Annotated in this window: 28 protein-coding genes; 18 read left to right on the top strand and 10 right to left on the bottom strand. The window is 56.4% G+C overall.

Translation table 11 applies throughout. The annotated features are described in order from the left end of the window. Window positions 1-54 precede the first annotated feature (54 nt). From WMO20_RS02415 to WMO20_RS02400, 4 genes are read left to right on the top strand one after another with little or no spacing between them, the layout of a single operon-like run. A complete protein-coding gene (locus WMO20_RS02415; RefSeq protein WP_349185832.1) occupies window positions 55-885 on the top strand; it encodes a rolling circle replication-associated protein in 831 nt (276 codons plus the stop codon). Beyond that, window positions 882-1,394, top strand: coding sequence for a DUF1064 domain-containing protein (locus tag WMO20_RS02410; protein WP_349185722.1), 513 nt, complete (start codon window positions 882-884; stop codon window positions 1,392-1,394). Before WMO20_RS02415 ends, WMO20_RS02410 begins: the two co-directional genes overlap by 4 nt. A gap of 5 nt (window positions 1,395-1,399) precedes the next feature. After that, window positions 1,400-2,023: a hypothetical protein gene (locus WMO20_RS02405; RefSeq protein ID WP_349185721.1), complete on the top strand. Its 624-nt coding sequence runs from the start codon at window positions 1,400-1,402 to the stop codon at window positions 2,021-2,023. Between the two features lie 28 nt (window positions 2,024-2,051). Beyond that, window positions 2,052-2,552 carry a hypothetical protein gene (locus WMO20_RS02400; protein ID WP_156074323.1) on the top strand — a complete coding sequence of 167 codons (501 nt, stop codon included), beginning with the start codon at window positions 2,052-2,054 and terminating at the stop codon, window positions 2,550-2,552. Window positions 2,553-2,805: 253 nt separating this feature from the next. On the opposite strand, the gene WMO20_RS02395 is transcribed toward WMO20_RS02400, so the two are convergent. From WMO20_RS02395 to WMO20_RS02350, 10 genes are all read right to left on the bottom strand, one after another. After that, a complete protein-coding gene (locus WMO20_RS02395) occupies window positions 2,806-3,534 on the bottom strand; it encodes a hypothetical protein (protein ID WP_120020068.1) in 729 nt (242 codons plus the stop codon). A gap of 206 nt (window positions 3,535-3,740) precedes the next feature. Next, window positions 3,741-4,007 carry a hypothetical protein gene (locus WMO20_RS02390; RefSeq protein ID WP_120020069.1) on the bottom strand — a complete coding sequence of 89 codons (267 nt, stop codon included), beginning with the start codon at window positions 4,005-4,007 and terminating at the stop codon, window positions 3,741-3,743. After that, entirely contained in the window at window positions 4,004-4,420 is a 417-nt protein-coding gene (locus WMO20_RS02385) for a hypothetical protein (RefSeq protein WP_349185720.1), read from the bottom strand. Before WMO20_RS02385 ends, WMO20_RS02390 begins: the two co-directional genes overlap by 4 nt. Before the next feature lie 85 nt (window positions 4,421-4,505). Next, entirely contained in the window at window positions 4,506-4,985 is a 480-nt protein-coding gene (locus WMO20_RS02380) for a hypothetical protein (RefSeq protein ID WP_349185719.1), read from the bottom strand. Between the two features lie 84 nt (window positions 4,986-5,069). Beyond that, window positions 5,070-6,692 (bottom strand): DUF4942 domain-containing protein, encoded by a 1,623-nt coding sequence (locus WMO20_RS02375; RefSeq protein WP_349185718.1) that lies wholly within the window; start codon window positions 6,690-6,692, stop codon window positions 5,070-5,072. A gap of 90 nt (window positions 6,693-6,782) precedes the next feature. Next, entirely contained in the window at window positions 6,783-7,307 is a 525-nt protein-coding gene (locus WMO20_RS02370) for a hypothetical protein (RefSeq protein ID WP_349185717.1), read from the bottom strand. 98 nt (window positions 7,308-7,405) lie between these two features. Next, on the bottom strand, window positions 7,406-8,524 hold the full coding sequence (locus tag WMO20_RS02365; RefSeq protein ID WP_349185716.1) for a hypothetical protein: 1,119 nt from the start codon (window positions 8,522-8,524) through the stop codon (window positions 7,406-7,408). Window positions 8,525-8,635: 111 nt separating this feature from the next. Next, a complete protein-coding gene (locus WMO20_RS02360; RefSeq protein WP_349185715.1) occupies window positions 8,636-8,977 on the bottom strand; it encodes a hypothetical protein in 342 nt (113 codons plus the stop codon). Between the two features lie 113 nt (window positions 8,978-9,090). Next, on the bottom strand, window positions 9,091-9,480 hold the full coding sequence (locus WMO20_RS02355) for a hypothetical protein (RefSeq protein WP_349185714.1): 390 nt from the start codon (window positions 9,478-9,480) through the stop codon (window positions 9,091-9,093). A gap of 361 nt (window positions 9,481-9,841) precedes the next feature. Continuing rightward, window positions 9,842-10,039 carry a hypothetical protein gene (locus tag WMO20_RS02350; protein WP_156060142.1) on the bottom strand — a complete coding sequence of 66 codons (198 nt, stop codon included), beginning with the start codon at window positions 10,037-10,039 and terminating at the stop codon, window positions 9,842-9,844. Between the two features lie 199 nt (window positions 10,040-10,238). Here WMO20_RS02350 and WMO20_RS02345 point away from each other — a divergent pair, with 199 nt between their 5' ends. From WMO20_RS02345 to WMO20_RS02280, 14 genes are all read left to right on the top strand, one after another. Then, the gene (locus tag WMO20_RS02345; protein ID WP_015564782.1) at window positions 10,239-10,457 is read left to right on the top strand and encodes a hypothetical protein; all 219 of its coding nucleotides are present in this window, start codon (window positions 10,239-10,241) and stop codon (window positions 10,455-10,457) included. 810 nt (window positions 10,458-11,267) lie between these two features. Beyond that, entirely contained in the window at window positions 11,268-12,056 is a 789-nt protein-coding gene (terS, locus tag WMO20_RS02340; RefSeq protein ID WP_349185713.1) for a phage terminase small subunit, read from the top strand. Beyond that, a complete protein-coding gene (locus WMO20_RS02335) occupies window positions 12,010-12,516 on the top strand; it encodes a hypothetical protein (RefSeq protein WP_120020078.1) in 507 nt (168 codons plus the stop codon). The genes terS and WMO20_RS02335 overlap by 47 nt, the downstream gene beginning before the upstream one ends. Before the next feature lie 98 nt (window positions 12,517-12,614). Then, window positions 12,615-14,462 (top strand): phage terminase large subunit family protein, encoded by a 1,848-nt coding sequence (locus tag WMO20_RS02330; protein ID WP_349185712.1) that lies wholly within the window; start codon window positions 12,615-12,617, stop codon window positions 14,460-14,462. Continuing rightward, window positions 14,463-14,693, top strand: a complete 231-nt coding sequence (locus WMO20_RS02325; protein ID WP_120020080.1) for a DUF6148 family protein — start codon at window positions 14,463-14,465, stop codon at window positions 14,691-14,693. A 12-nt stretch (window positions 14,694-14,705) separates the two neighbouring features. Next, window positions 14,706-16,328: a phage portal protein gene (locus WMO20_RS02320; RefSeq protein WP_349185711.1), complete on the top strand. Its 1,623-nt coding sequence runs from the start codon at window positions 14,706-14,708 to the stop codon at window positions 16,326-16,328. Further along, window positions 16,255-17,487 (top strand): Clp protease ClpP, encoded by a 1,233-nt coding sequence (locus WMO20_RS02315; RefSeq protein WP_120020082.1) that lies wholly within the window; start codon window positions 16,255-16,257, stop codon window positions 17,485-17,487. Before WMO20_RS02320 ends, WMO20_RS02315 begins: the two co-directional genes overlap by 74 nt. 3 nt (window positions 17,488-17,490) lie before the next feature. Beyond that, window positions 17,491-17,892 carry a head decoration protein gene (locus WMO20_RS02310; RefSeq protein WP_156060147.1) on the top strand — a complete coding sequence of 134 codons (402 nt, stop codon included), beginning with the start codon at window positions 17,491-17,493 and terminating at the stop codon, window positions 17,890-17,892. A 16-nt stretch (window positions 17,893-17,908) separates the two neighbouring features. After that, window positions 17,909-18,991 (top strand): major capsid protein, encoded by a 1,083-nt coding sequence (locus tag WMO20_RS02305; RefSeq protein WP_349185710.1) that lies wholly within the window; start codon window positions 17,909-17,911, stop codon window positions 18,989-18,991. Window positions 18,992-19,010: 19 nt separating this feature from the next. Beyond that, the gene (locus tag WMO20_RS02300; protein WP_349185709.1) at window positions 19,011-19,283 is read left to right on the top strand and encodes a hypothetical protein; all 273 of its coding nucleotides are present in this window, start codon (window positions 19,011-19,013) and stop codon (window positions 19,281-19,283) included. 11 nt (window positions 19,284-19,294) lie between these two features. Beyond that, entirely contained in the window at window positions 19,295-19,630 is a 336-nt protein-coding gene (locus WMO20_RS02295; protein WP_120020086.1) for a hypothetical protein, read from the top strand. Beyond that, a complete protein-coding gene (locus WMO20_RS02290) occupies window positions 19,630-20,313 on the top strand; it encodes a hypothetical protein (protein ID WP_349185708.1) in 684 nt (227 codons plus the stop codon). The genes WMO20_RS02295 and WMO20_RS02290 overlap by 1 nt, the downstream gene beginning before the upstream one ends. Beyond that, window positions 20,310-20,846, top strand: a complete 537-nt coding sequence (locus tag WMO20_RS02285) for a hypothetical protein (RefSeq protein WP_156060151.1) — start codon at window positions 20,310-20,312, stop codon at window positions 20,844-20,846. Before WMO20_RS02290 ends, WMO20_RS02285 begins: the two co-directional genes overlap by 4 nt. Next, window positions 20,843-21,127, top strand: a complete 285-nt coding sequence (locus WMO20_RS02280; RefSeq protein ID WP_349185707.1) for a hypothetical protein — start codon at window positions 20,843-20,845, stop codon at window positions 21,125-21,127. The genes WMO20_RS02285 and WMO20_RS02280 overlap by 4 nt, the downstream gene beginning before the upstream one ends. Window positions 21,128-21,136: the final 9 nt, after the last annotated feature.

Raw genomic sequence — 21,136 nt, 5'->3', positions numbered from 1 at the left:
GGCTCATGATTAAGAAAATTCCATGACGTTTGCGGAAAGGAGGACGTGGAGAATATGACCGGCGGCTTTAGAGTTCGGGAACAGAAATTCATCTGCGGTATGAATTATGCCACGGCCCCCTCTATGCAGGTGGACTTCTTCGAGGTGACAGAGCAGCAGCACAAGGCCAGCACCCGGAAAAAGAAAGAGCTTGCCACCAGCATTGCCAAGGAATCGTATAATCTGCGCAAGAGTGGTCGGTATTTGGAACTGCTGGCAAATCGGAACTTCCGACCCGGCGACTATTCCGTTACATACACCTACAACGAAGAACACCACCCTGCGCCCGGTGATCTGCAACGTGCCGACCGGGATTTTTCCAATGCCATCAAAGCATTGTACCGTATCTGCGACAAAAACGGAATCGAACACCCGAAATGGATCGTGGTTTCGGAATACTGCACGATTGACGGGGACAAGCCGCTGGGCCGTCACCATCATCATGTTATCATGTCCCACCCGGCGGGGCTGACCCGTGAAATGGTTGAAAAAGCATGGGGTAAGCGCGGCAGATCGCGGTGCGAGCCATTGGAGTTTGACCACAACAGCATTGAATCCCTCGCAAAGTACATCACCAAGAACGTGCGCTGCAAACGTCACTGGCGGCAGAGCCGCGGGCTGAAACCGCCGAAGATGCCGCGCCCAAATGACGGGAAAATGAGCCGCACCCGGCTGAAAGACGTTTGCGAGAACCGGCTGGAAGATCGAGACTACTGGGAGAGGATGTACCCCGGCTATACCCTGCACCGGTGCGAGTGCATCATAACCGGCAACGCCACCCGCCACCTGATCGTGCGCCTGTACCGCAAGCCGGAACAGCGGAGGAATAGGAGGAATCAGCCTTGAACCGTTTGACGCTGGACGACCTGCCGCCTAGATACCGGGCGCAGGCAGAAGCACAGATCGCGGCCAGAAGCCGGGGAAAGTGCGCCTTGCCGCAGTCTGTCCCCGCCGCAGTTGCCACCGCTGAAAAAATCGGCATGGACTTTGACAGCCGGGGCGAGTACGAATATTACATGGGGACGATTATGCCCAAAGTGCAGACCGGGAAGATCGTGAAAGTGGAGCTGCACCGCACGTTTCTGCTCCTGCCAGAAAAAGAGTATGACGCGGTGAAACTCCCGGCGGTGCATTATACCCCGGATTTTGTGCTGACCTATGCAGACGGCACGGTTGAAGCCGTCGAAGTGAAATCGAAGTTTGTCCGGCGGCAGCAGCGCGATTACATACACCGTCGCCGGATGTTCATTGACCTTGTGGCCGAGCCGCGGGGCTGGCATTTCATCGAGCATATCACCGCAGACACGGCGGCAGAGGTCAAAGCGTGGAAGAGTCTTGCAAAACAGAAAGGATGAAGAACATGGGAAAATCTATGCCGCCTGTTGAAGTGCGGAAGATGATGTACGAAAAGGCTGTCAACCGCTGCGTGGTCGCAAAGGGCGACACCATGAAGAACATGAAGCTCAACCGGGCCGCTGTGGGGCAGGTGGTGACGTACTGCGCCATCATTGCCGCGCAGAATCTTTTCGACCTTGATCGGGACGGGGTGGAACGCTGGCAGGCAGAGCTTATCCGGCGGAGCGAGGTGTACACGCTGGAAACCAACGTGTACGGCACACTGAAAGCACGGGAAAATCTGCGCAAGCGCACGGCCACCAAGATGAAAGAGGACTTCACCCTGCCGGTCGAGAAGTGGCCACGCAAAGAGTGGGAGAGGGTGCAGCTCTATGAACGCCGCGGCGCGGGTGATCTTGTGGCCAGGTTCTTTGTCGAGGTCATGGACGGTCTGGGCTACACCACAGAAGAAATCGCCGCCGCCCTGAAAGAGATACAGGGCAACTTCCGGCAGTTCCTTGAATGGTCGAAAGACGGCGAATATGTGGCCTACTACAAAATGGCCCAGTGCTATGAACAGGCAACGGGCATTGAAGCGGCGATAGACGAAGAACCCGGCGCGAAGCCGATCTTCGGGAAAGAAATCTGAGAGCTGACAGGCAGGAGGATAAACGCGGATGCAGAAAAAGGACACTGAACAGATTTTGCTCTACTATGGCAAGATCGAGAAGCAGCTTGATAGTGTCAACATGGAGCTGGCCGAGCTGCAAGACCGATACAGCCCGATCAAGGGCCTTGCGATGGACGGGATGCCTCATGGCAGCACACCCGGCGACAGCACCGCGTCCCTTGCCGTCAAGCTGGCCGACAACGAAGCATACCAGAACCGGGAAAATGAGCTGATCGTCCGGCGGGTCGTGCTGAAATCGGATTTACAGGAAATCCGGCAGAAATTAGACCGCCTGAACGATGATTACAAAACGATCCTGAAAGGGCGGTACGTCTACGCTGACCGGTCGTTACAAAAAACGTGGGAAAGCATTGCAATTTCCATCGGCAAAAAGAAGATCACCGCGCAGAGGTGGAAAGACGCGGCTCTGGTCGTTCTGGGCGGGATGTTCGATGAAATTCCCATGATCGAAGAAATCCTCTCCCGCGCGTATGACGCGCGCGATTAAAAGGGCCGGTGTGCTGGGTATGCCGGGAAAGTGATAGAAAATCTATCAGAACCGGCAGAAACAGTCGCCCGGACAGCAGGCAAGGGAACAGCCCGGAAAGCTGTCTATAAAGGCAAGTTGGTAAAGCTCTATGCGCGTGTGCGATGAACCGCTTCCGCAAATCCTCCGAACCGCTCAGAAAAACAAACTTGCGAATACGCCAAAATAGAACGCCCTCGGCGGGTAACTCCGTCGAGGGCGTTAGTTTATATTATCACTCACCAAAACGCACTGTGAAGCCGTCCAGCGGGTCACAGTGATGCTTTTGAAGCATGGCGTTGATCTTCTTGTCCTGTTCGGTGCGATCCGGCGCGGTCACGGTGTAGGGGTGGCCGGGATCGTCCTCGTCATAGATGGCGGTGCAGCCGTGCGGAACAGAGAATGTGCCACGGTTATAGGGGTCAAAGTAAATATCAAAGTCGAATTTCCGACGCAGGTACTTGTCTAGCATGAAAGAGCTTTTGTCCAGATCGGTGCAGAGCCGATACCCGGCGGGATCATCAATCCACAAAAGCACGTTGCCGCCAACAAGAGCGCGGGCGGAATCCTCTGAAAGAGTGCCGCTGTACACCTTGCCATTGAACAGGCTGGACAGGATGCCGAACAGCTCTTTTTGTGCCGTGGCGGGAAGCTGCTCGATGCGGTCAACAGCGGTTTCAAAATCTACGCCGTCCAGCTTGTACTTGATTTTGCTGGGATCGTGGATAAAATCACCGGGCATAAGATTAAGCTCCATTGCAAGGCGGTACTGGTGCTTGCAAGGCCGGGTGTGGCTACCGCAAACACAGCCGTTCGGCACGTCTAGCGTGACAACGTAGTTGCCGTGTCTGCTGCTGAAATAGCCGGTCTGACCGTCAATGCAGGTCGGTGTCATGTCGGCTTTGAGGGCGGCAAGGTAGCTTTTGAGCAGCGGGCCGTCCGAAACGGTGGGGATGTGGTTCACCCATTCTGGAACCCTATTTTCGTCGGGGGGGTAACATTACGACACATATTTTCACCTCGTTATGTTCTTTTTTGCGTGTGGCCGGGGCGTTCCCGGCTGGCGCAAAATCTCCACTTCAATGATAACGCAAAACGCGAATAAAAGCAACAAAACGAGAAAAGAAAATCCCCGGCGGGATGCCCGCAGGGGATGGAAGAAATTCGTGTTCAATTCGTGGGAATCGTGAACGTACTGACCGGGATTCGTTCGGTGACGGTGAATGTATAAGTGCCGGGGCTGGTTTCGTGGCCGGAAACATCGACGTTCTCCGGCGCAAGGTGATGAACGGTGCAGAGCCGCATTTTTGCATCCGCTTCCAGCACCTTTAACCGTTCGGGGGAAGTCGTGCTTTCCTGCTTGAAGTATTCTTTAGTCATTTCTTCCTGCATCTGGTTCAAGAGCTGGCGGACAAATTCGTTGGTTTCGCTGGTCATGTTTCGTTGCCCTCTTTCGGTTCGTTCTCCTTGAAGATGATCTTCGGAACGGTGGGCGGCTCACCCTGCTGTTTCATGTATTCGCTGATCTCGTTCGGCAGACCGACCGGAAAACCGTTTTCATCCAGCGGGCCGTCATAGCCGGAAAAATCTACCACATGAACCGTGGGCGGCTGGCGGAGCGTCTTGTAATACTGGCCGTCGCTGTAATTTACATCGGTTACATGATCCCACCACGCAATGTCGCCATGTTCGTTCTGGGCGGCTTCCATAGCTGCGCGGGCTTGCTCTTCGGTGAATCCGTCAAAGGTCAGGCGGGAATCGTCGGCAAATTCGGCGACAACACGCCAAGGCGCGAAAAACTGGGCTTCGTTCACAAAAAAGACCTCCTTTTTACGCATTTTGTAAAGCATAGTTCAATCTCTGGCACGAAAAATAGAAAATTCGTTGATGAAAGTATAACACAAAAAGCCCAGGCGGGGAACCGGGAGCGGAGATTCAGCGGGCCGGTCGCCGCTGAAAGGTAAAGCCGGGGTTACGTTCGGTCATTCGTGCAACAACCTTGTCCGCCTGATCTTTCGTGAACCGGGGCGCAAAAACCTTGTTCATGCCGCGCCTACCGCCCCACGGGTCGCAGAGGGTGAAATGCTGATCTCCGGGGCCTTTGCAGTAGATGAAGTAGTAAATCGTGCTGGCCGCGGGCATATCGGGGTATCTGCGGGGCGCGGAACGTGCGGCGACATCGACAGAGAACGCGGACAGCATCGCGCACCCGAAAAGGTGGGTGCAGCAGTTCGTTTTGCGGTCGAAAATCGCGGCTCCGTCCAGATCGCGCCCGTCTGCCGCATACTCCTTGACAAGATAGGCAATTCGTGTACGGGCTTCGGCGACGGTGCGGAAACTCATATCTTCATCGGTGAAATCGGCGGAAGCGCAGGTGATAACTTGATACCGGTGGTTCGGATCGTATTCACGCATGGTTTGTATCTCCTTTTCGTTTCGTGGTAGCCTTGCGGCTGGGGCTGGGCTGCTTTACGGTGCAACCCGGCTAGAGTATCCGTTTTATGCGTTGAGCTGTAAAAGCGTGGCTTTCGTGGGGATCAGATGCCGTGCAAGGGTGTCTGCGTAACTCGCTTCGCCCTCGTAGCTGTCCACGATCTTCTGCTCTGCCTTGCTCATGTCGTGATAGGCTTTCTTGCCGTAGGACGGCGGCAACCATCCTTTCTTCTGGCTGGCGAACAGGTTAAATGACTTCAAAATGTCGTCATTTGAAAACTCAATGTGGCAAGTGCCTTTTTTGTAAAACGTGGCGGTGAAGTAGTGGAATTGCACTTTCTGGCTCTGTCCGGCTTCCCAGGCAGCTTTCAGCGTGGCCCGGAGATCATCACCGTTGTACTTCTTGCCGTTCGTGTCCAGATAGTGCAAGGTGCGTTCAATTCGTGACAGGCAGCTTTCCGCGTTCCAACTGGGTTCAAACCGCCCAGACCATTCACTGAACGCTTGACACCGGAAGATCACTCTCTTGCCGACTTTGTACGCTTCGTTCGTACACCAGCCGTTGTAGTAGTGGACGTTCTTCGAGTATTCGGAATTGTAGTGCAGATTCGTCCAGTCGTCGAACAGTTCCACGATCTCGCTTTCGATGCCCTGCACGATGTTGGCGGACATTTCTTCCCGGATCGTGAGGATGTTGTAAGGGCTGAAATCGTAGTCAACCAGTTCGGAAACGCGGTTGTGATATTCGTCTTGCATCGCTCTGGTTAAGTTGTCCCGGATTTGGGGCAGGTCAAAGAGCTTTTGCCAGTACAAGCCGCGCAAGCTGCGGATCGCTTCGTTATAGCTCTTGTTGAAGTTCAGCACTTCGGTTTCCTTGTCGTCTGCGGTAGCAGCAGAAAACAGGCTCTTGATTCCGTTGTACTCTTCGTAGATACGGCGGATGCCCTCGGCGGCTGCGTTGTACCGTTCCACCGCGGCGGCGATGGGATCAGCAGACACCAGCGCGGCAAGCTGCGGATCGGCTTTCATGTGGTCGGTCATTTCGTTGTTGAGTTCCAACCGGATTTTGCTTACTGGCTCCTTGTCGGGAATGTCAACGGAGATCAACGCCACTTCAACGCGGGCGGCGCGGCGGGCGTTCTTGAAAGCGTCCGGGATGTATTTGATCTGGGCGTTGAGTTCGTTCAGCTTCTGCGCCAGCTCTTTCCGCTCGTTCGTGTAGGGATTGCGGATCGTTTCGGCGTTGAGCAGACAGCGGATTTTGCCGCCGTCTTTCATGATCTCTAAAGCCTTGAGCAAGTGAGCAGCACCGGCGGAAAAAGGCGGGTTCATGATGATCGCCGCGTATTTCTTCGCGGGGCGGAACGTGAGAAAATCGTCATGCACCACGCGGAAACCGTCTTTCTTCAGTTTGGCGCGGAAGTCGCTGGACAGTTCCACACAGTCAAGATCAAACTCTTTCGCCTTGCTCGTGCTGTAACGGTCAAGTTCTCCCGTTTTGGGATCGTGCCGAATATCTGCGACGGCGTGAATCTGGCGGGCCAGTGCGCCGTCACCGGCAGAGGGTTCAAGGATGGGCTGCGGCAGGTGCTTCCAGCCGTATTTTGTGCTTTGCAGGCTGTAAGCCATTTCCCACGCGAGATTGTCCGGGGTGGGGTAAAAGTCCCGGCTATCGTTCGGGGTCGTCATGGTTCGTTCTCCTTTTCGTGTTGGATTCACCCCGGCGGGGTGTGGGATCGGGTCGCTTTTCGTTCGGTGCGGCCCGTCAAGGTATCCGTTTCACTGCTTGGCTAAAATCGTGCTCAACCATGTGGAAGAGTCGGCACAATCAACCATTTTCGCAAAGTAGCGGCCCGTTACAAGCTGGAACGCATATTGCGTGGTGTAAGTGCCGCTGTACATTTCCCGGCTGCAAAACTCTTCGATGTTGTTCCGGGTGTGCCAGTTGCGTGGCGGCAACACGTTCAGCGCGTTCTCATAGTCCTGTTTCGTGATCTCGACCATTTCCGGGGTGAGCAGCTTTTCCCGCTCAAAGTCCAGCCATTCGCCGTAGGTCATGACGGCATAAGAGCGGGCCTTTTCTTGCGCAAGGCGGCTTTCCCAATATCCCCGGTCGCTTTCGTAGTCGCCGGACTCGATGATCTGGGTGATCCGCTGGATGCTTTCGGCGGTGCTCTTCCGGGCGGCATTCAACACCTCTTCGGCGGTGCGGGGCGTGGGCCAGCCGGACACGGTGAAAGCGTAGATCTGGACGTTGGGAACATCCACAACAACAAGTTCGTTCTTCTCTTCGTTGGCGGTCATGGTATAATCTCCTTTTCGTTTTCGTGATTCACCCCCGGCGGGGTGTGGGGCTGGGCTGCTTTGTGCGGTGCAACCCGGCTAGAGTGTCCGCGCTGGAATCATGCCAGCACACCGGCGGCGATGCTTGCAAAGTCGAGCTGTTGGACGCTGGGAACCATTTCGGGGGCGTTGTGCTTGTGGTTGAGTTCATCGAGAGCCATCACAAACGCGGCGGCTTCGCGGTCGCTGCTGATAAAGTCGCAACGGTAATTCGTGAATTGCTGGACAATAGCCGAAAATTCGGGGTCGTTCTTGCTCTTCTGGTCAAACGTCTTGACGGCTTCCCGGTATTCCTTGCTGTCGTTGTCGTCGTGGGTGCGGTAAAAGTTGGAATACCACTTTTCAAAAACCGGCTCTAATTCTTCCATACTCACGGTGACGGCGGGGGCTTCGTCTGCTGCTTTTTCGGCAGCTTTCCGGGTGGCGGTCGCCTTGCGCCATGCTTCCAGCGTGGCAGCTTGTCCGGCGCGGTCGGTTTCGGGAACGGCCATAAATTCGTGCATTGCCTTGCGTTCTGCCTTTTTGAGTTCGGCAACGTCGGCGGCGGGCTTCTTCGTGGTGCGGGGCTTCTTCGGGGCTGGTTTCGTGGGAAGCGGTTCAACGTGAACCAGTTCGGGAAGTTCGTGGTGCTCTTCAACGATGATCGGCGCGGGGCGGGCGGCTTCGGCGGCTGCTTTTTCGGCGGCTTCCTTTGCGGCCTTGCGTTCTGCTGCAAGCCGCTTGTTGTATGCGATGATCTCCGCCGTGGACTTGAACCGGGCTTGCGGGGCGGGCTTGCTGCTTTCAACCTGTAAGCAACTGAAAAGATGGGACTTCGTAGGGTAGTAATGCGGATCGGGTGCGGCTTCCTTGCCCTCTGCCGCGGCCTTTTCGCGCTGCTCTTTGCTGGGCTTCGTGGTGTACTTCCACAAGTAGCATTCAAGCAACGCTTTTTCGCCTTTCTTGACGCTCTTGCCCTCTTTCTTCCAGAAGTCGAACGTGTGCAGTTCGTCCGCTGCAAACATGATCTCAATGTCCGCGGCGGTGGCGGGCTTTTCGTTGCCGTCCTTGTCAACGATCTTGCAAGATGCAGCAACGGCGGCGATCTCTTCCGGGGTGTGGTGTGCGGTGGCGATCTGGTGCAGCGTGGCCGGGTCAAGACGTTCGGCGGCAGCGCGGATGATCTGTTTATTCGTCATGGTAAATACTTCCTTTCGTGTTTCGTTTTGTGGATCGTCCCGGCGGTGTGCCGGGGGAATGGGATCGGGTCGCTTTCGTTCGGTGCGGCCCGTCAAGGTATCCGGCGGGGTTCAATCTTCGGTTTCGTCGCAATCGTGGCAATACAGCGCGTCAATAACCTTGTCGTCGCTGAAATCGTCCGGGGTTCCGTTGGCATCGACCACAAGATCGATCCGGTCAAAAATCCGCAAATCGGTTTCACCGTCCACCAGAAAATACCAGTCGTCGCCGTCCAGCGCGTCACTGCACCAGACTTCAATCTGGTTTTCGTTGGTGGCGGTCATGCCTTTCACAATGGCCGGGGCGATATACCGCCCCAAAGGGCCGACTTTGTAGGGACAGGCGGCAGCGGCGCGGGGTGCGCTGGACAGCAGCGCGGCGGCAAGTGCGGCGGCGGTCAAAATTCGTTTCATGGTTGTTTCTCCTTTTCGTTTCGTGGTGTGGCTTTTCGTGCTTTTCCCCGGCTATTGTCGGGGCGTGGGATCGGGTCGCTTTTCGTGGTGCGGCCCGTCAAGGTATCCGGGGGTCATGCGTAAATTTCATTGAACACTTCGACAGCGTTCCATTGCACCGCCTTTTCATGCTGGGCAGCTTTCGCGGCGTTCTGGTCGCCGCCGTTGGCTTTCAATGCCATATAGAAAGCATCAACAAGGGCGGCTTTTTGCCGTTCGCGTTCCCGCCATGCGTCCAACTGTCCAGCGTCATACACCTTGACCGCCCACGATTCATAGTGAATCGGGGTCAATGTTTCATGGCGCAAGCCCTTGCAGCGGTTCAGAACGGCAACGATCTTCCCGGCATCCTCATAAGTTGGGGCGGCGATGATGTAGCAAGGGACAGCGGCGCGGGATTGCTTCTCGATGTTCCACCGGTGACGGGTGGCGATCTGGTTTATTTTCTTGTCGAATGCGGTCATGTTCTCGATCTCCTTTTGATTTTGATTTGCCCCGGCGGGGCGGTGGCATAGGGTTGCTTTTGCGGCAGCGGTGCAGCCCTTGAAAGTGTCCGCTTGACTTTACCGGCGAAAGCTGGTAAAATCATTGCAAGATTGGAACTCGAAAACCTATCTTGCAAGCCTGTCACCCTTTACCGGGTGGCGGGCTTTTTCTTTTGCCATTCGGCAAGAAGAGCGGCCCAAACTGCCCGCTTGACGGCTTTCGGCAGCTTGAAAAACTCTTTATTCACGCTTTTCACCTCTTTTCTGGTTTGATTCACCCCGGCGGGGCGTTGGGATCGGGTCGCTTTCAGCGGTGCGGCCCGTCAAGGTGTCCGGCGGTTCATGCGGTGTAGTGGTTCGCGGCGGCGAAAATGTCCAGATCATCGGGGCTGTCAATCGCGCCCATCGGTTCGCCGTTGCGATAAACAACGTAGTACGGGCCATAATCGGCGGCTTTCATGATCGACCCGTCGGGGGTCGTCCATGTTACGGCGTATTCGCCGGATTCAATCGCGGCGATCTTTTCAGAAAGTTTCATGCGGTTTGACCTCTTTTCTGTTTTGCGGTGTTTCGCTTGCTGTGGCTATATCATAGCATGATTCATGCAATGTGTCAAGCATGATTCATGCGGTTTTACGAAATGCACAAAAAAGCATGATTCATTCCGTCAATTTTTGCATGGTGCATTCCGGGAAAATTTGATATAATGAGGACAGGCAGAAAGAGAGGTGACAAAAATGCCGCTCACAGACAAGAAAAGAATAACGAACGACCGCTATTTATCAAAGTTTGCGACAAAATCAATTAGAATCCCGAAAGAAATTGAAGAGGATTTGAACACCGCCGCCGCCCACGCTGGGGAAAGCGTGGCGGGGTATATCGTGAACGCCACGCGGGAAAGAATGGCCCGCGATGGATTCCAGCCGCCAGACGACAGCAGCACCGGCGGCGGGTAATTCCAGCCGCCCGAAAATTTGACGCGAAAAAAGAGGTAGACACGGCCCGCGCCGCGTCTACCTCTTTTTTTGTTGCCTGTTTTCCGTGGGGCGTTTTCCGTGGGCGGCTTTTCCGTGGATCACACCCCGGCCCCGCCGCCGGTGTGAAGATCGCACCCGCCCGCCGCTGCTGCTGTCTGGACACGCCGCCGCGCCGATGATCCACGCCGCCGATCTTCACCCCGCGCCGCCCCGATGAGGGCGACAGAATCCCCACCGCGCCCCGCTACATAGTTATATAGGACAGCAGCCCCGCCCCGGCCCGCTCAACAGCCCGCCGCGGTGGGGCTTTTTCTTTTGCCATTTTGCCGCCGGTCGCCGCCCGCCCCGCGATACCTTAAAGGATGCCCGCCGCCGGTGTTTTGCCGCCGTTTTTCCGTCATTTTGCCGGGGTTTTGGGCTGTTTTGGCGGGATTTTTCCCGGATTTTTGGCGATTTTGACGGCTAAAAAAGTCCGATTTTTCGGTCTTTTCTTCCTTTTTCTACCATTTTTCGGGCCACCGGCAAGGTACTGGGGAGGAAGATTCTTCCACTCACGGGTCCGAAAGCCCGAAAATTTTCTAGGTATAGGGGCTTTTTTGCACTTCCCCGGAGGGGGGTCTGAAAAAGTTAGGGGGGATTTTTTCGGGAAAATTTTCAAAATGATACACTGTGATACACTTTTCCGGGTATAATGGGTACAGTGAAAAGTAAGCGAAGCTCCACGGCGTTATGTCGTGGGGCTTTTTCTTTTGCGCGGATTCGAGAAACGGGGTGCAGGAGTGATGCAGGATGCCGAAGCGGAACGACAAGCGCGACACCGCCAAGGCTGAGTACGTCAAGCGGCGGCGGTCGGGCGAGAAGATCAACCTCAAAGAGTTTGCGGCCACGCTGGGCGTGACCTACGGCACGGTTCGCAACTGGAAGAAGATCGACCAGTGGGAGGATGCCATAGAGCGCAAGCGCGGCGGGCAACCCGGCAACAAAAACAGCCGGGGCAAGAAGAACGCCAAGGGCAACCCCGGCGGCGGTGCGCCGGACGGCAACACCAACGCCGAGAAAGACGGCGCGTATAGCACTATCCACCTTGACCGGCTGACCGAAGAGGAACGGGCGTGGCTGGATGCGATACCAACCGGGGCCAGCGCGAACAACGCCTATGAGTTGAAGCTGCTGCGGATTCAGCAACGGCACATCATGGAGAAGATCGCGGAGTACGAAAAGTGCAACCCGGAAGAACTGTTCACAGCCACCATCACCGATATGCGCAAACCCGGCCCGGATGCCGAGGGCAAGACGGCGGACAGTGCCGTGCAGAAGATGGCGATGGTCAACAAAGACAGTGCCTTTGTCCGGGTAACGCAGTTGCGGGAAGCTCTGAACAAGGTTTCCGGCAGAATCATTTCCCTTACGACCCAGATTCGCCAGCAAGAAGAATTTGAAAAGCGGTACGCTCTGGAACTGGCCCGCCTTGACATTGCAAAGATGCGGGCGACCGGTGAAGTGGATATAGACCCGGAGGGGGACGAAGAGGATGAAGAAGAAGCTCCACACGACAAAGATAGTGGCGCAGTATCTTGACCTGTCCGAACGCCGAGTGCGGCAGCTCCGGGATGAGGGTGTGCTGGAAGAGAAAGCCCCCGGCCTGTATGATCTGCGTTCCAGTGTCCGGCGGTACATCAACTACCTGCGGGGCGACGAGGGTGGCAAGGCTGATCTCAACGAAGAGCGGGCGAAGCTGACCAAGGAAAAGCGGATCGCTGCTGAAACCGAGAACAAGGTGCGGAACGGTGAGCTTTACCGCAAGTCGGATATTATGACCGGCATGACCACCATCGTCATGAACCTGCGTTCGAGATTGCTTGCCCTGCCGAACAAGCTGGCGGCGAACATCGCCAAGCTGGACGGCGACGAGGACAAGATCATGGACTTGCTGCAAAGCTCCCTCCACGAGATCATGGAAGAGTTTTCAAATTATCAGGTCGCATTGGAGCGGCCAAAGGATGATGAAGATGAACAAGACGGAGAAAAAACCGGATAAACCCGGAAGCGAGTGCAAGGGCTGTCCGTGGGGTAAGCGCATCCATCAGCGGCTTATCCTGTGTATGTTCCCGGAATGCGTCAGGGGTGAGCCGAAACGTGAAGAAGAAACGGATCGTAAAACTTGAACAGCAGACCGTGGAGCTGTTCGCGGAGGTTTTGAGCAAGCTCCGTCCGCCACCGCCGCTGACCGTCAGCCAGTGGGCGGACAAGTACCGGGTGCTGTCCGCTGAGTCCAGCGCAGAGCCGGGGCGGTGGCATACAGAGAAAGCCCCCTACCAGCGGGCTATCATGGATGCCATTGGTGATCCTCACGTCCGGTCGGTCGTCGTCATGTCAGCAGCGCAGATCGGCAAGACGGATGCTTTCATCCTCAACCCGTTGGGCTACTACATGGACTATGCACCCTGTCCGGTGATGTGTATGCAGCCGACCCTTGACATGGGACAAACGCTCTCGAAAGACCGCATTGCTCCCATGATCCGGGACACGCCCCGGCTTACCGGCCTTGTAGATACCAAGAGCCGGTACGCTGGCAACACCGTCATGAAGAAGAATTTTCCCGGCGGACACATCACCATTGTGGGTGCAAACAGCCCGTCCAGCCTTGCCAGCCGCCCCATCAAGGTGCTGCTGGCGGACGAGATCGACCGTTACCCCAAGAGCGCGGGAACTGAGGGCGACCCCCTTGATCTGGCAAAGAAACGCCAGACGACCTTTTGGGACTACAAGACCGTCATGGTCAGCACTCCCACCATCAAGGGAGACAGCCGAATCGAGGATGCCTACTTGCTTTCTACGCAAGAGGAATGGAACGTACCCTGCCCGGAATGCGGAGCATACCAGCCGTTCCTCTGGGAGAACGTCAAGTTTGACCCGGATGATCTCGACAAGGGCGTGAGCTACGTCTGCCGGGAGTGCGGCTGCATCGCCAACGAATACCGGTGGAAAGAGCAGGGCATTCACGGCAAATACGTTGCCGCCAACCCCAGCGCAGAAGCCAGAGGATTTCACCTGAACACGTTGGCTTCAACCTTTGTGGGCTGGAAAGAGGTCGTGCAGAAGTTCATAGAAGCCAAGATCGCCCTTGACCACGGCAACCCCGAACAGATGAAAGTTTGGGTGAACACCGAGCTGGGCGAAACGTGGGAAGAGCGTGGAATCCAGTTGGAGGACACCGAGCTGTTCAACCGCCGCGAAATCTACGCCGCAGAAGTGCCGGACGATGTTCTGTATCTTACTGCCGGTGTTGACGTGCAGGACGACCGCTTTGAAGTTGAGGTGGTCGGCTGGGGCGAGGGTGTGGAGAGCTGGGGCATCCGCTACCAGAAAATCTACGGCGATATGCTGTCGGATCAGGTGTGGGACGACCTTGACAACTTCCTGCTCCAAACGTGGCGCAAGGCGGATGGCACGGCCTACCCACTGTTGGCTACCTGCATCGACTCCGGCGGACACCACACCGACGCGGTGTACCGGTTCGCCAAGGAACGGCTCAACCGCCGTATCTTTGCGATCAAGGGCATGGGCGGCAGCGGCGTTCCGTTCATCCGCAACCCGTCCAAGAACAACCGCGTCAAGGCGGAGCTGTTCATTCTGGGCGTTGACGCTGGCAAGACGACCATCTACCAGCGGTTGGAGGTCAAGACCCCCGGACCGAACTACTGCCATTTCCCGTCCAACCCGGAAGCGGGTTACACGGAGGAATACTTCAAGGGCTTAACGGCTGAGAAGAAAGTGGTGCGGTTTGTGAAAGGCCGCTTGAAAGAATACTGGGAAATCAAAGACAAAGAGCATAAACGAAACGAGCCGTTGGACTTGCGCAATTACGCAACCGCGGCTCTTGCCATTTCTCGCCCTGTGCTGAAAAAGACGGACGCAGACGGAACCACCGTCCAGCCGGTCAAGAAAGCGCGGGGCCGTCGTCAACTTTCGGGAGGTATCTAAATGGCAGGAATTACGCTGGAAACAGCACAACGGATGCTGGACGTTTGGGTAGCCGCCGAAGAGAGCGTATCGCACGGCCAGAGCTACCAGATCGGCAACCGGTCGCTGACCAAAGCCGACCTGACGCAGATCGGTAAACGAATCGAATACTGGTCGAACAAGGTGACGGAACTTTCCCGCCAGCGGAACGGCAGGAACCGGATGGGGCATTTTGTACCCCGCGACCTGTAAGGGAGGGCTGACATGGGAATGTTTGATAGCCTGCTCACGGCGATTGCCCCGGAGCGGGCGGTGAAACGTGCTGCCGCACAGTCGGCAATACGGGCAATCAATTCGGGCTACTCCAACTATGGAGCCAGCCTGCACAAGAAATCCATGCGGGGCTGGACATGGCACGGCGGAAGCCCGAAAGAGGACATCGAGGATAATCTTCGAGTCCTGCGGGAAAGAAGCCGCGATGCCTTTATGGGCGTTCCGCTGGCGACCGGTGCAATCAAGACGATGCGCACCAACGTGGTGTGCGGCGGCTTGACCCCGACACCCCAGATCGACAACGCCTTTCTGGGTATCTCCGATGAAGAAGCCCAGAAGATCAACGCCCAGATCGCACGGGAGTTTGGCCTGTGGGCGAACAAACCGACCTGCGATGCAGACCGGCTCGATAACTTCTATATGCTCCAACAGCTCGTGTTCACGGGTTTCCTGCTGAACGGTGACGCTGTGGCGGTGCTGCAAAACAAGAAGTCGCCCGGTGTGCCGTATGATCTGCGGCTGCGGATCATCGAAGCCGACCGGCTGTGTTCGCCCAGCTTCATGGACGTGCTTTCGCCCTGTGAGATTAACGGTCGTCATGTTGAAAAGATCGTGCAAGGTGTTGAAACCGATGCCGAGGGCATGGTCGTTGCCTACTGGATTTGCGACCGTCACCCGCTGGCAAGCACGGCGGCGGCTGGCCTTGCAGCATCACACTGGACGAGAGTGGAAGCCTACGGCGCAAAGACCGGGCGGCAAAACATCCTGTGCCTGATGCAGCGTGACCGCGCCGGTCAGGTGCGGGGAGTGCCGCTGCTGGCTCCGGTGCTGGAAAGTTTGAAGCAGTTGGGTCGCTTCACGGACGCAGAGCTGACCGCCGCTGTGGTGTCAGCCATGTTCACGGTTTTCATCAAGAAAACGGATCAGTCCGACGAGATACCGTTTGGCGAGATGCTTCCGCCGGAGGTGCAAGTGGATGCCCCGGACAAAACCAGTGTAGAGCTGGCTCCCGGCGCGTTTATCGACCTGAATCCCGGCGAAGATGTACAGTTTGCAGACCCAAAACATCCGACAACGGGATTTGAAGCGTTCATGAACGCCATTGTGAAGCAGATGGCCGCAGCGTTGGAAATTCCGTCCGAGGTGCTTTACAAACAGTTTAGCACAAGTTACTCAGCGGCGCGGGGCGCACTGAACGAGTTCTGGCGAACAACCGGGATGCACCGTGACTGGTTTGCAGATTATTTCTGCCAGCCGGTCTACGAAACATGGTTCCGGGAAGCTGTGTGCAAGGGCAGGATCAAAGCCCCCGGTTTTCTGGTTGACCCGGCTGTGGCTGCGGCCTACATGAACTGCACATGGAACGGCCCGGCAAGGACAAACCTGAATCCCAAGGATGAAGCCGCAGCCGCCCAGATGCGGGTGAACAGCGGCTTCTCTACGGCAGCACAGGAAACCGCCCAAATGACCGGCGGAAGTTACGAAGCAAATATGCGGCAACGGAAATCCGAAGCCGCACTGAAACGGGAGGTGGACGAAATTGCAGGAGCGCAAGCACAACAGCAAACCGCTGTTCCTGAACGGGACGGCGGCGACCCCGGCAAAGACGAATAATAAGAAATTTTGGGAGTTCCGCAATGCAGCCGACACCGGCGGCACGGCGGAACTTCTGCTTTATGGCTACATCAGCGAAACGAGCTGGATGGGCGATGAAGTGACCCCGAAAGAGTTCGCCGCTGATCTTGCGACGATCCCGGCAACGGAGGATTTGACGGTGCGCATTTGCAGCGGCGGCGGTGACGTTTGGGCTGCACAGGCCATCGGTGCGCTGCTGGAAAACCGGATCGGCACAGTCACGGCGCAGATCGAGGGCATTTGCGCCAGTGCCGCAACCATCGTGGCAAGTCATTGCAAGGTGGTCAAGGCGGCGGAAGATGCAACCTACATGATCCATCCAATCCGGGTGAACCCGAACGGGTTTGTGGACATGGCGGGCTTGCAGCAGCTTATGGATGCGCTGACCGTGATGCGTACCAACGTGCTGAACCAGTACGCCAAAAAGACCGGCCACACCGTCGAGGAAGTGGCGGCGTGGATGGATGCTACATCGTGGTGGTCTGCAAACGAAGCCAAAGAACACGGCTTTGTGGATGAAGTCACGACCGGCAACCAAACCAAGGCACAGGTCGAAAACCGCAACGGTGCGCTGTTCATCAACAGCGTTGCCGTGCCGGGTGCTTTCGACGATGCCCCTGAATTTGTACGAAACCGCGCTGTGGTGGCCCCTGCCGCAGAGGGCGGTTTTGTAAATACCACCGACAACAGCAACCCGGCGGAAGAGCCGGACAACGACAACGGAGGAACCGAAATGGAGTTCAAGAACAAAGAAGAGCTTCGGGCGGGCTGTCCTGATCTGGTCAATGAGATCGTGAACGATGCCCGTGCAGAAGCACAGAAGCAGGAACGTGACCGTCTTGCCGCCATTGACGAGATCGCAGACACCATCCCGTCCGAGCTGGTGGCAGAAGCCAAGTATGGCGCAAAGGCTTGCACCGCACAGGAGCTTACCTACCGCGCCGCTCTGGATGCAAAGAAGAAAGGCCATAAGCTGCTGGACGATGTGCAGGACGACGCACAGGCCAGCGGCGCAAATGCCGTGGGCGGTGCAACCGCTGGCGGTGTGGGCGGTACTGGCGTGACCAACACCAAGCCGACCGATGCCGAGAAGCGGGCCGCTTTCAAGAACCTGCTGCACCCCAAAAAGGAGGACTGACCTATGGCAACTAAGATGCTGAGTGAAAAGCTGGGCGAGGTCGAGTACGACAACCTGATCGTGGGGCTGACCCCGCCCAAGCGCGTCGGTGCTGGCAAAATTGCCAGTGTCGGCAGCAAGGAAGCTACCTACACCCGCGGAACTGTGTTCGCAAAGAGTGCAAAGGACGGCAAGCTGTACATTCTGGGCAGTACCGCCGCTTCTGGCGACACGCTGACCGCAGATTGCATCCTGACCGACGAAGTGACCGTTCCGGCCACCGGCGATGCAACCACCACCGTTTATCTGGCGGGCTGTTTCAACCCCGACAAACTGGTGGTCAAAGACGAGTACACCATGACCGAAGCGGACAAGAGCGCACTGCGTATGAACGGCATTGCAGTCCTGCCCGTGACTGAGATGTGAAAGGAGGATACATACAATGGCTGAGATTCTTCTGAATTTCTTCGACAACATCATTCTGGCAGCAGCCGTTGAAGAGGTCGTCCCGGCGGTCGGCTTCTTCAAAGATCGCTATTTCCCGACCGGTGCAGGTGACATTTTCAAGGCCGACAAGGTTATTACCGAGTACCGCGACGGCGACCGCAAACTGGCCGCGTTTGTTGCTCCCCGTGTTGGCGACATTCCCATGACCCGCCGCGGCTATGAGATCACCAGCATCCAGCCCGCCTACATCGCACCGTCCCGTCTGTTGACGCTGGACGAGCTGACCAAGCGCGGCTTTGGCGAAGCAATCTATCCCGGTATGGACGAGCAGCAGAGAGCCGCCCGCCTGCTGGTGGATGACATGGCCGACATGGATGCCCGCATTACCCGCCGCGAAGAGTGGATGGCTTCGCAGACCATGATTAACAACGGCTGCGATATGGTGGAGTACATCGACGATGTGACGCAGGGCGACACCAAGCAGGTGCGCTTCTTCACCGGCGAAAAGAGCGACCACCTGTATACCGTGGCAAAGAAGTGGAACGAGACTGGCGGCGATTATCGCAGCGATGTGCGTAATATGTGCCGTATGCTGTCCGCTCGTGGCCTGCCTGCCGCCGATCTGATCCTCGGAACGGATGTTGCTGATTATATCCTGACCGATGAAGCAACCCAGCGGCTTCTGGACAAGAACAGCGGTATCATCACCGGCGAGATTCGCCAGCAGCTTTCCAAGTACGACGGTGTTGTGCTCATGGGTACTCTGAACTTCGGCGGCTTCATGCTCACCGTGTTCAGCGTTGATGAAACCTACTCCGACGACAACGGCGTGACGAAGAAGTATTTCCCTGCCGATGCTGCCATGGTGACTGCTCCCAACTGCGGCCACATGATGTACGGCTCCATCACCCAGATGGATTACGGTCAGGTGAACTACTCGACCTATGCTGCAAAGCGTGTTCCGAAGTTCGTCGTGGATCAGGACAAGGACACCCGCAAGCTCCGTCTGGGCTGTCGTCCTCTGGCCGCTCCCAAGAACAGGAACCCGTACATCTTCGCCGCAAACGTGGTGGGCTAAACCGGAAAGGAGCAGCTACATGAAGATCGTTCAGATCATCGCCGGTGGTTACGGCCACCGCCCCAAGGCACACGCCCCCGCCAAGCTGATTATGGCGGGGGAATTTGTTTACCTTGATGATGCCGAAGCCGACCGCCTTGTGCAGCAGGGCGTGGCAGTCTATGGAGAACCGGACGAGGAAACCCGCGAGATCGTGGAACAGGCAGATGCCGACAGCGATGTGCCTGAACCGCAGCCCGCAGCGGAGGACAAACCGACCCGCAGAAAGGCCCGCAAGACCTCCGCGGAGTAACGGGTGCAACCATGACCGACTTTCTGGAAATGGCAATGGCCGACATTGACGAGGTTTTCTTTCAAGAGTTTGTCGAAAAGCACACCATCGACGGAGAAGAGTTCGATGTTGTGCCGTATGAGGTAGACCTGAGAGAACGCAAATCGCACTGGGAAGCCGGAGCCAAACAAAACTTCGACCAAGGCTTGTACATTTCGCAAAAGCAATTTTTTGTCCGGGCGGAAGATTATGGTCCCGCTCCGAAAATCGGGAAACCGATGGAGTATGACAACATCACATACTCGGTGAAAAACTGCCAGACGGAACATGGCTTGTATCTGGTCACATTGGAGAGGGTGCGGCAGTAATGGCAAAAGCAATCTACGATGTGCAAGTGCCGAACATCGGTGAGGTGGAACGTGCGCTCGGTGATCTGCATGACAAGGCTCCCAGAGCCATGAAAAATGCAGTAAATCAGACCGCAACGAGAGCCAAGAACATGATGGTGCGGCAAGCACGGCTTCGGTACGCCGTCAATTCCGCCGGTCGCCGTCACCTGAATGCGTTGAAAATCCGCAACAGGGCGACGACGCAGAACCCCACGGCGGAGATTTTTATTTCCAGCCGCCGAAACGATCTGGGCGATTTTCAGTCAAACCCGGCTGTTCCTCACATGGGAATAAGCTGGGTTTTGTCGCCTGAGTTCCACACCTCCCGTGTCTTGAAGAAAAATCCGATGACCCCGCTGACCGGCGGACAGACCGATTACGGTCAGGCGAGTAAGGGCTTTCTGGTGAAGTTCGACAGTGGACACGTTGGCATGGTGCAGAGGATTCTCGGTCGTCCGGCGACAAACCCGAAATCGACAAGATGGAGGAACAGGAACGGCATTGTAGAAAAACTCTACACCATGTCCAGCCCGTCGGCCAGTGCTATGCACAGTACGGTATGGCGGGAAGAGGTGGAGCCGGACAGCGAGATCATCTTGCAGGAGCGGTTACAGCATGAGGTGTCCAAGATTCTGCTGCAAGCCGGGAGGAAAGCAAAGTGAGAGAAAGCAACTATACGCCGGTTGACGCTGTGAAGTGTCTGCACGAAGAGCTTGAAAAACTCTTTGAGGGCAAGACGTTCAGCGGTCAGGGCAAAGATAAGCCGCTCAACATCTTCGACTTTGAATTTCCAACCGACTTCGGCAACGACGAAGATGTGGACACAGTAGCCGCCGCCGCCCCGTTTATTCTGGTCAAGGCCGCAGGTTGGAGCATCGACAAGATGGAAGAGCCGGAACTGGTGGACATGAGCCTGATTATTTGTACATACCAGACACCCAGCCGCAATAAGGCGGAGGGAGCGCGGGACATGAAAGCCCCGGCGGTGCTGGATTTGTACAACATCATGCAGGATTTGGCCCAGCATTTCCGCGTCTACAACGTCTTTGGCGATTACTTCAACGTGCTGCTCCCCATTGATTGTGCGATCCAGCAGGATAACACAAGTCCGTACTACTTCGCTACCGTGCAGATGGACGTGACCTGCCCCAGCATGAGCAGCGAGAACAACCCGGAAATTGAGGTGTTAATATGAGCGAGAGAAAGCAGACCGCCGCAGAGAATACCGCAGCGGTGGAAAAGACCGGCCCTGTTGTGTACTGTGGCCCGTCCGTAAAGAACACTGTGAAGCAGTTTACCGTGTACAGCGACGGCGACGCGCTGCCGGACGCGGTGGCTGACTTCCTGAACAGAATCCCGGCGGCACGGGGCCTGATGGTTCCCATCGCCGACTTCGCAAATACTCGCGCAGCTCTGGAAAACCCCAAGAGCGGCGCGGGTATTATTTTTGCCGCGGTTAAGGCGGCACTGAACTAAAGGAGGGAG

Origin of the sequence: Faecalibacterium intestinale, from assembly GCF_040096575.1 — a bacterium.
GTDB classification, from domain to species: Bacteria; Bacillota; Clostridia; order Oscillospirales; family Ruminococcaceae; genus Faecalibacterium; species Faecalibacterium intestinale.
Note: the sequence above shows the minus strand (reverse complement) of the source record. Positions and strands in the feature narration are given on the sequence as shown.

Coding starts and splice junctions, on each gene's coding strand:
- WMO20_RS02290 (WP_349185708.1), top strand. CDS start 19,630: ATGGCAAAAGCAATCTACGATGTGCAAGTGCCGAACATCGGTGAGGTG.
- WMO20_RS02385 (WP_349185720.1), bottom strand. CDS start 4,420: ATGCTTTACAAAATGCGTAAAAAGGAGGTCTTTTTTGTGAACGAAGCC.
- WMO20_RS02365 (WP_349185716.1), bottom strand. CDS start 8,524: ATGACGAATAAACAGATCATCCGCGCTGCCGCCGAACGTCTTGACCCG.
- WMO20_RS02300 (WP_349185709.1), top strand. CDS start 19,011: ATGAAGATCGTTCAGATCATCGCCGGTGGTTACGGCCACCGCCCCAAG.
- WMO20_RS02390 (WP_120020069.1), bottom strand. CDS start 4,007: ATGACCAGCGAAACCAACGAATTTGTCCGCCAGCTCTTGAACCAGATG.
- WMO20_RS02310 (WP_156060147.1), top strand. CDS start 17,491: ATGGCAACTAAGATGCTGAGTGAAAAGCTGGGCGAGGTCGAGTACGAC.
- WMO20_RS02405 (WP_349185721.1), top strand. CDS start 1,400: ATGGGAAAATCTATGCCGCCTGTTGAAGTGCGGAAGATGATGTACGAA.
- terS (WP_349185713.1), top strand. CDS start 11,268: ATGCCGAAGCGGAACGACAAGCGCGACACCGCCAAGGCTGAGTACGTC.
- WMO20_RS02360 (WP_349185715.1), bottom strand. CDS start 8,977: ATGAAACGAATTTTGACCGCCGCCGCACTTGCCGCCGCGCTGCTGTCC.
- WMO20_RS02325 (WP_120020080.1), top strand. CDS start 14,463: ATGGCAGGAATTACGCTGGAAACAGCACAACGGATGCTGGACGTTTGG.
- WMO20_RS02415 (WP_349185832.1), top strand. CDS start 55: ATGACCGGCGGCTTTAGAGTTCGGGAACAGAAATTCATCTGCGGTATG.
- WMO20_RS02320 (WP_349185711.1), top strand. CDS start 14,706: ATGGGAATGTTTGATAGCCTGCTCACGGCGATTGCCCCGGAGCGGGCG.
- WMO20_RS02345 (WP_015564782.1), top strand. CDS start 10,239: ATGCCGCTCACAGACAAGAAAAGAATAACGAACGACCGCTATTTATCA.
- WMO20_RS02280 (WP_349185707.1), top strand. CDS start 20,843: ATGAGCGAGAGAAAGCAGACCGCCGCAGAGAATACCGCAGCGGTGGAA.
- WMO20_RS02400 (WP_156074323.1), top strand. CDS start 2,052: ATGCAGAAAAAGGACACTGAACAGATTTTGCTCTACTATGGCAAGATC.
- WMO20_RS02350 (WP_156060142.1), bottom strand. CDS start 10,039: ATGAAACTTTCTGAAAAGATCGCCGCGATTGAATCCGGCGAATACGCC.
- WMO20_RS02380 (WP_349185719.1), bottom strand. CDS start 4,985: ATGCGTGAATACGATCCGAACCACCGGTATCAAGTTATCACCTGCGCT.
- WMO20_RS02355 (WP_349185714.1), bottom strand. CDS start 9,480: ATGACCGCATTCGACAAGAAAATAAACCAGATCGCCACCCGTCACCGG.
- WMO20_RS02370 (WP_349185717.1), bottom strand. CDS start 7,307: ATGACCGCCAACGAAGAGAAGAACGAACTTGTTGTTGTGGATGTTCCC.
- WMO20_RS02335 (WP_120020078.1), top strand. CDS start 12,010: ATGAAGAAGAAGCTCCACACGACAAAGATAGTGGCGCAGTATCTTGAC.
- WMO20_RS02295 (WP_120020086.1), top strand. CDS start 19,295: ATGACCGACTTTCTGGAAATGGCAATGGCCGACATTGACGAGGTTTTC.
- WMO20_RS02375 (WP_349185718.1), bottom strand. CDS start 6,692: ATGACGACCCCGAACGATAGCCGGGACTTTTACCCCACCCCGGACAAT.
- WMO20_RS02305 (WP_349185710.1), top strand. CDS start 17,909: ATGGCTGAGATTCTTCTGAATTTCTTCGACAACATCATTCTGGCAGCA.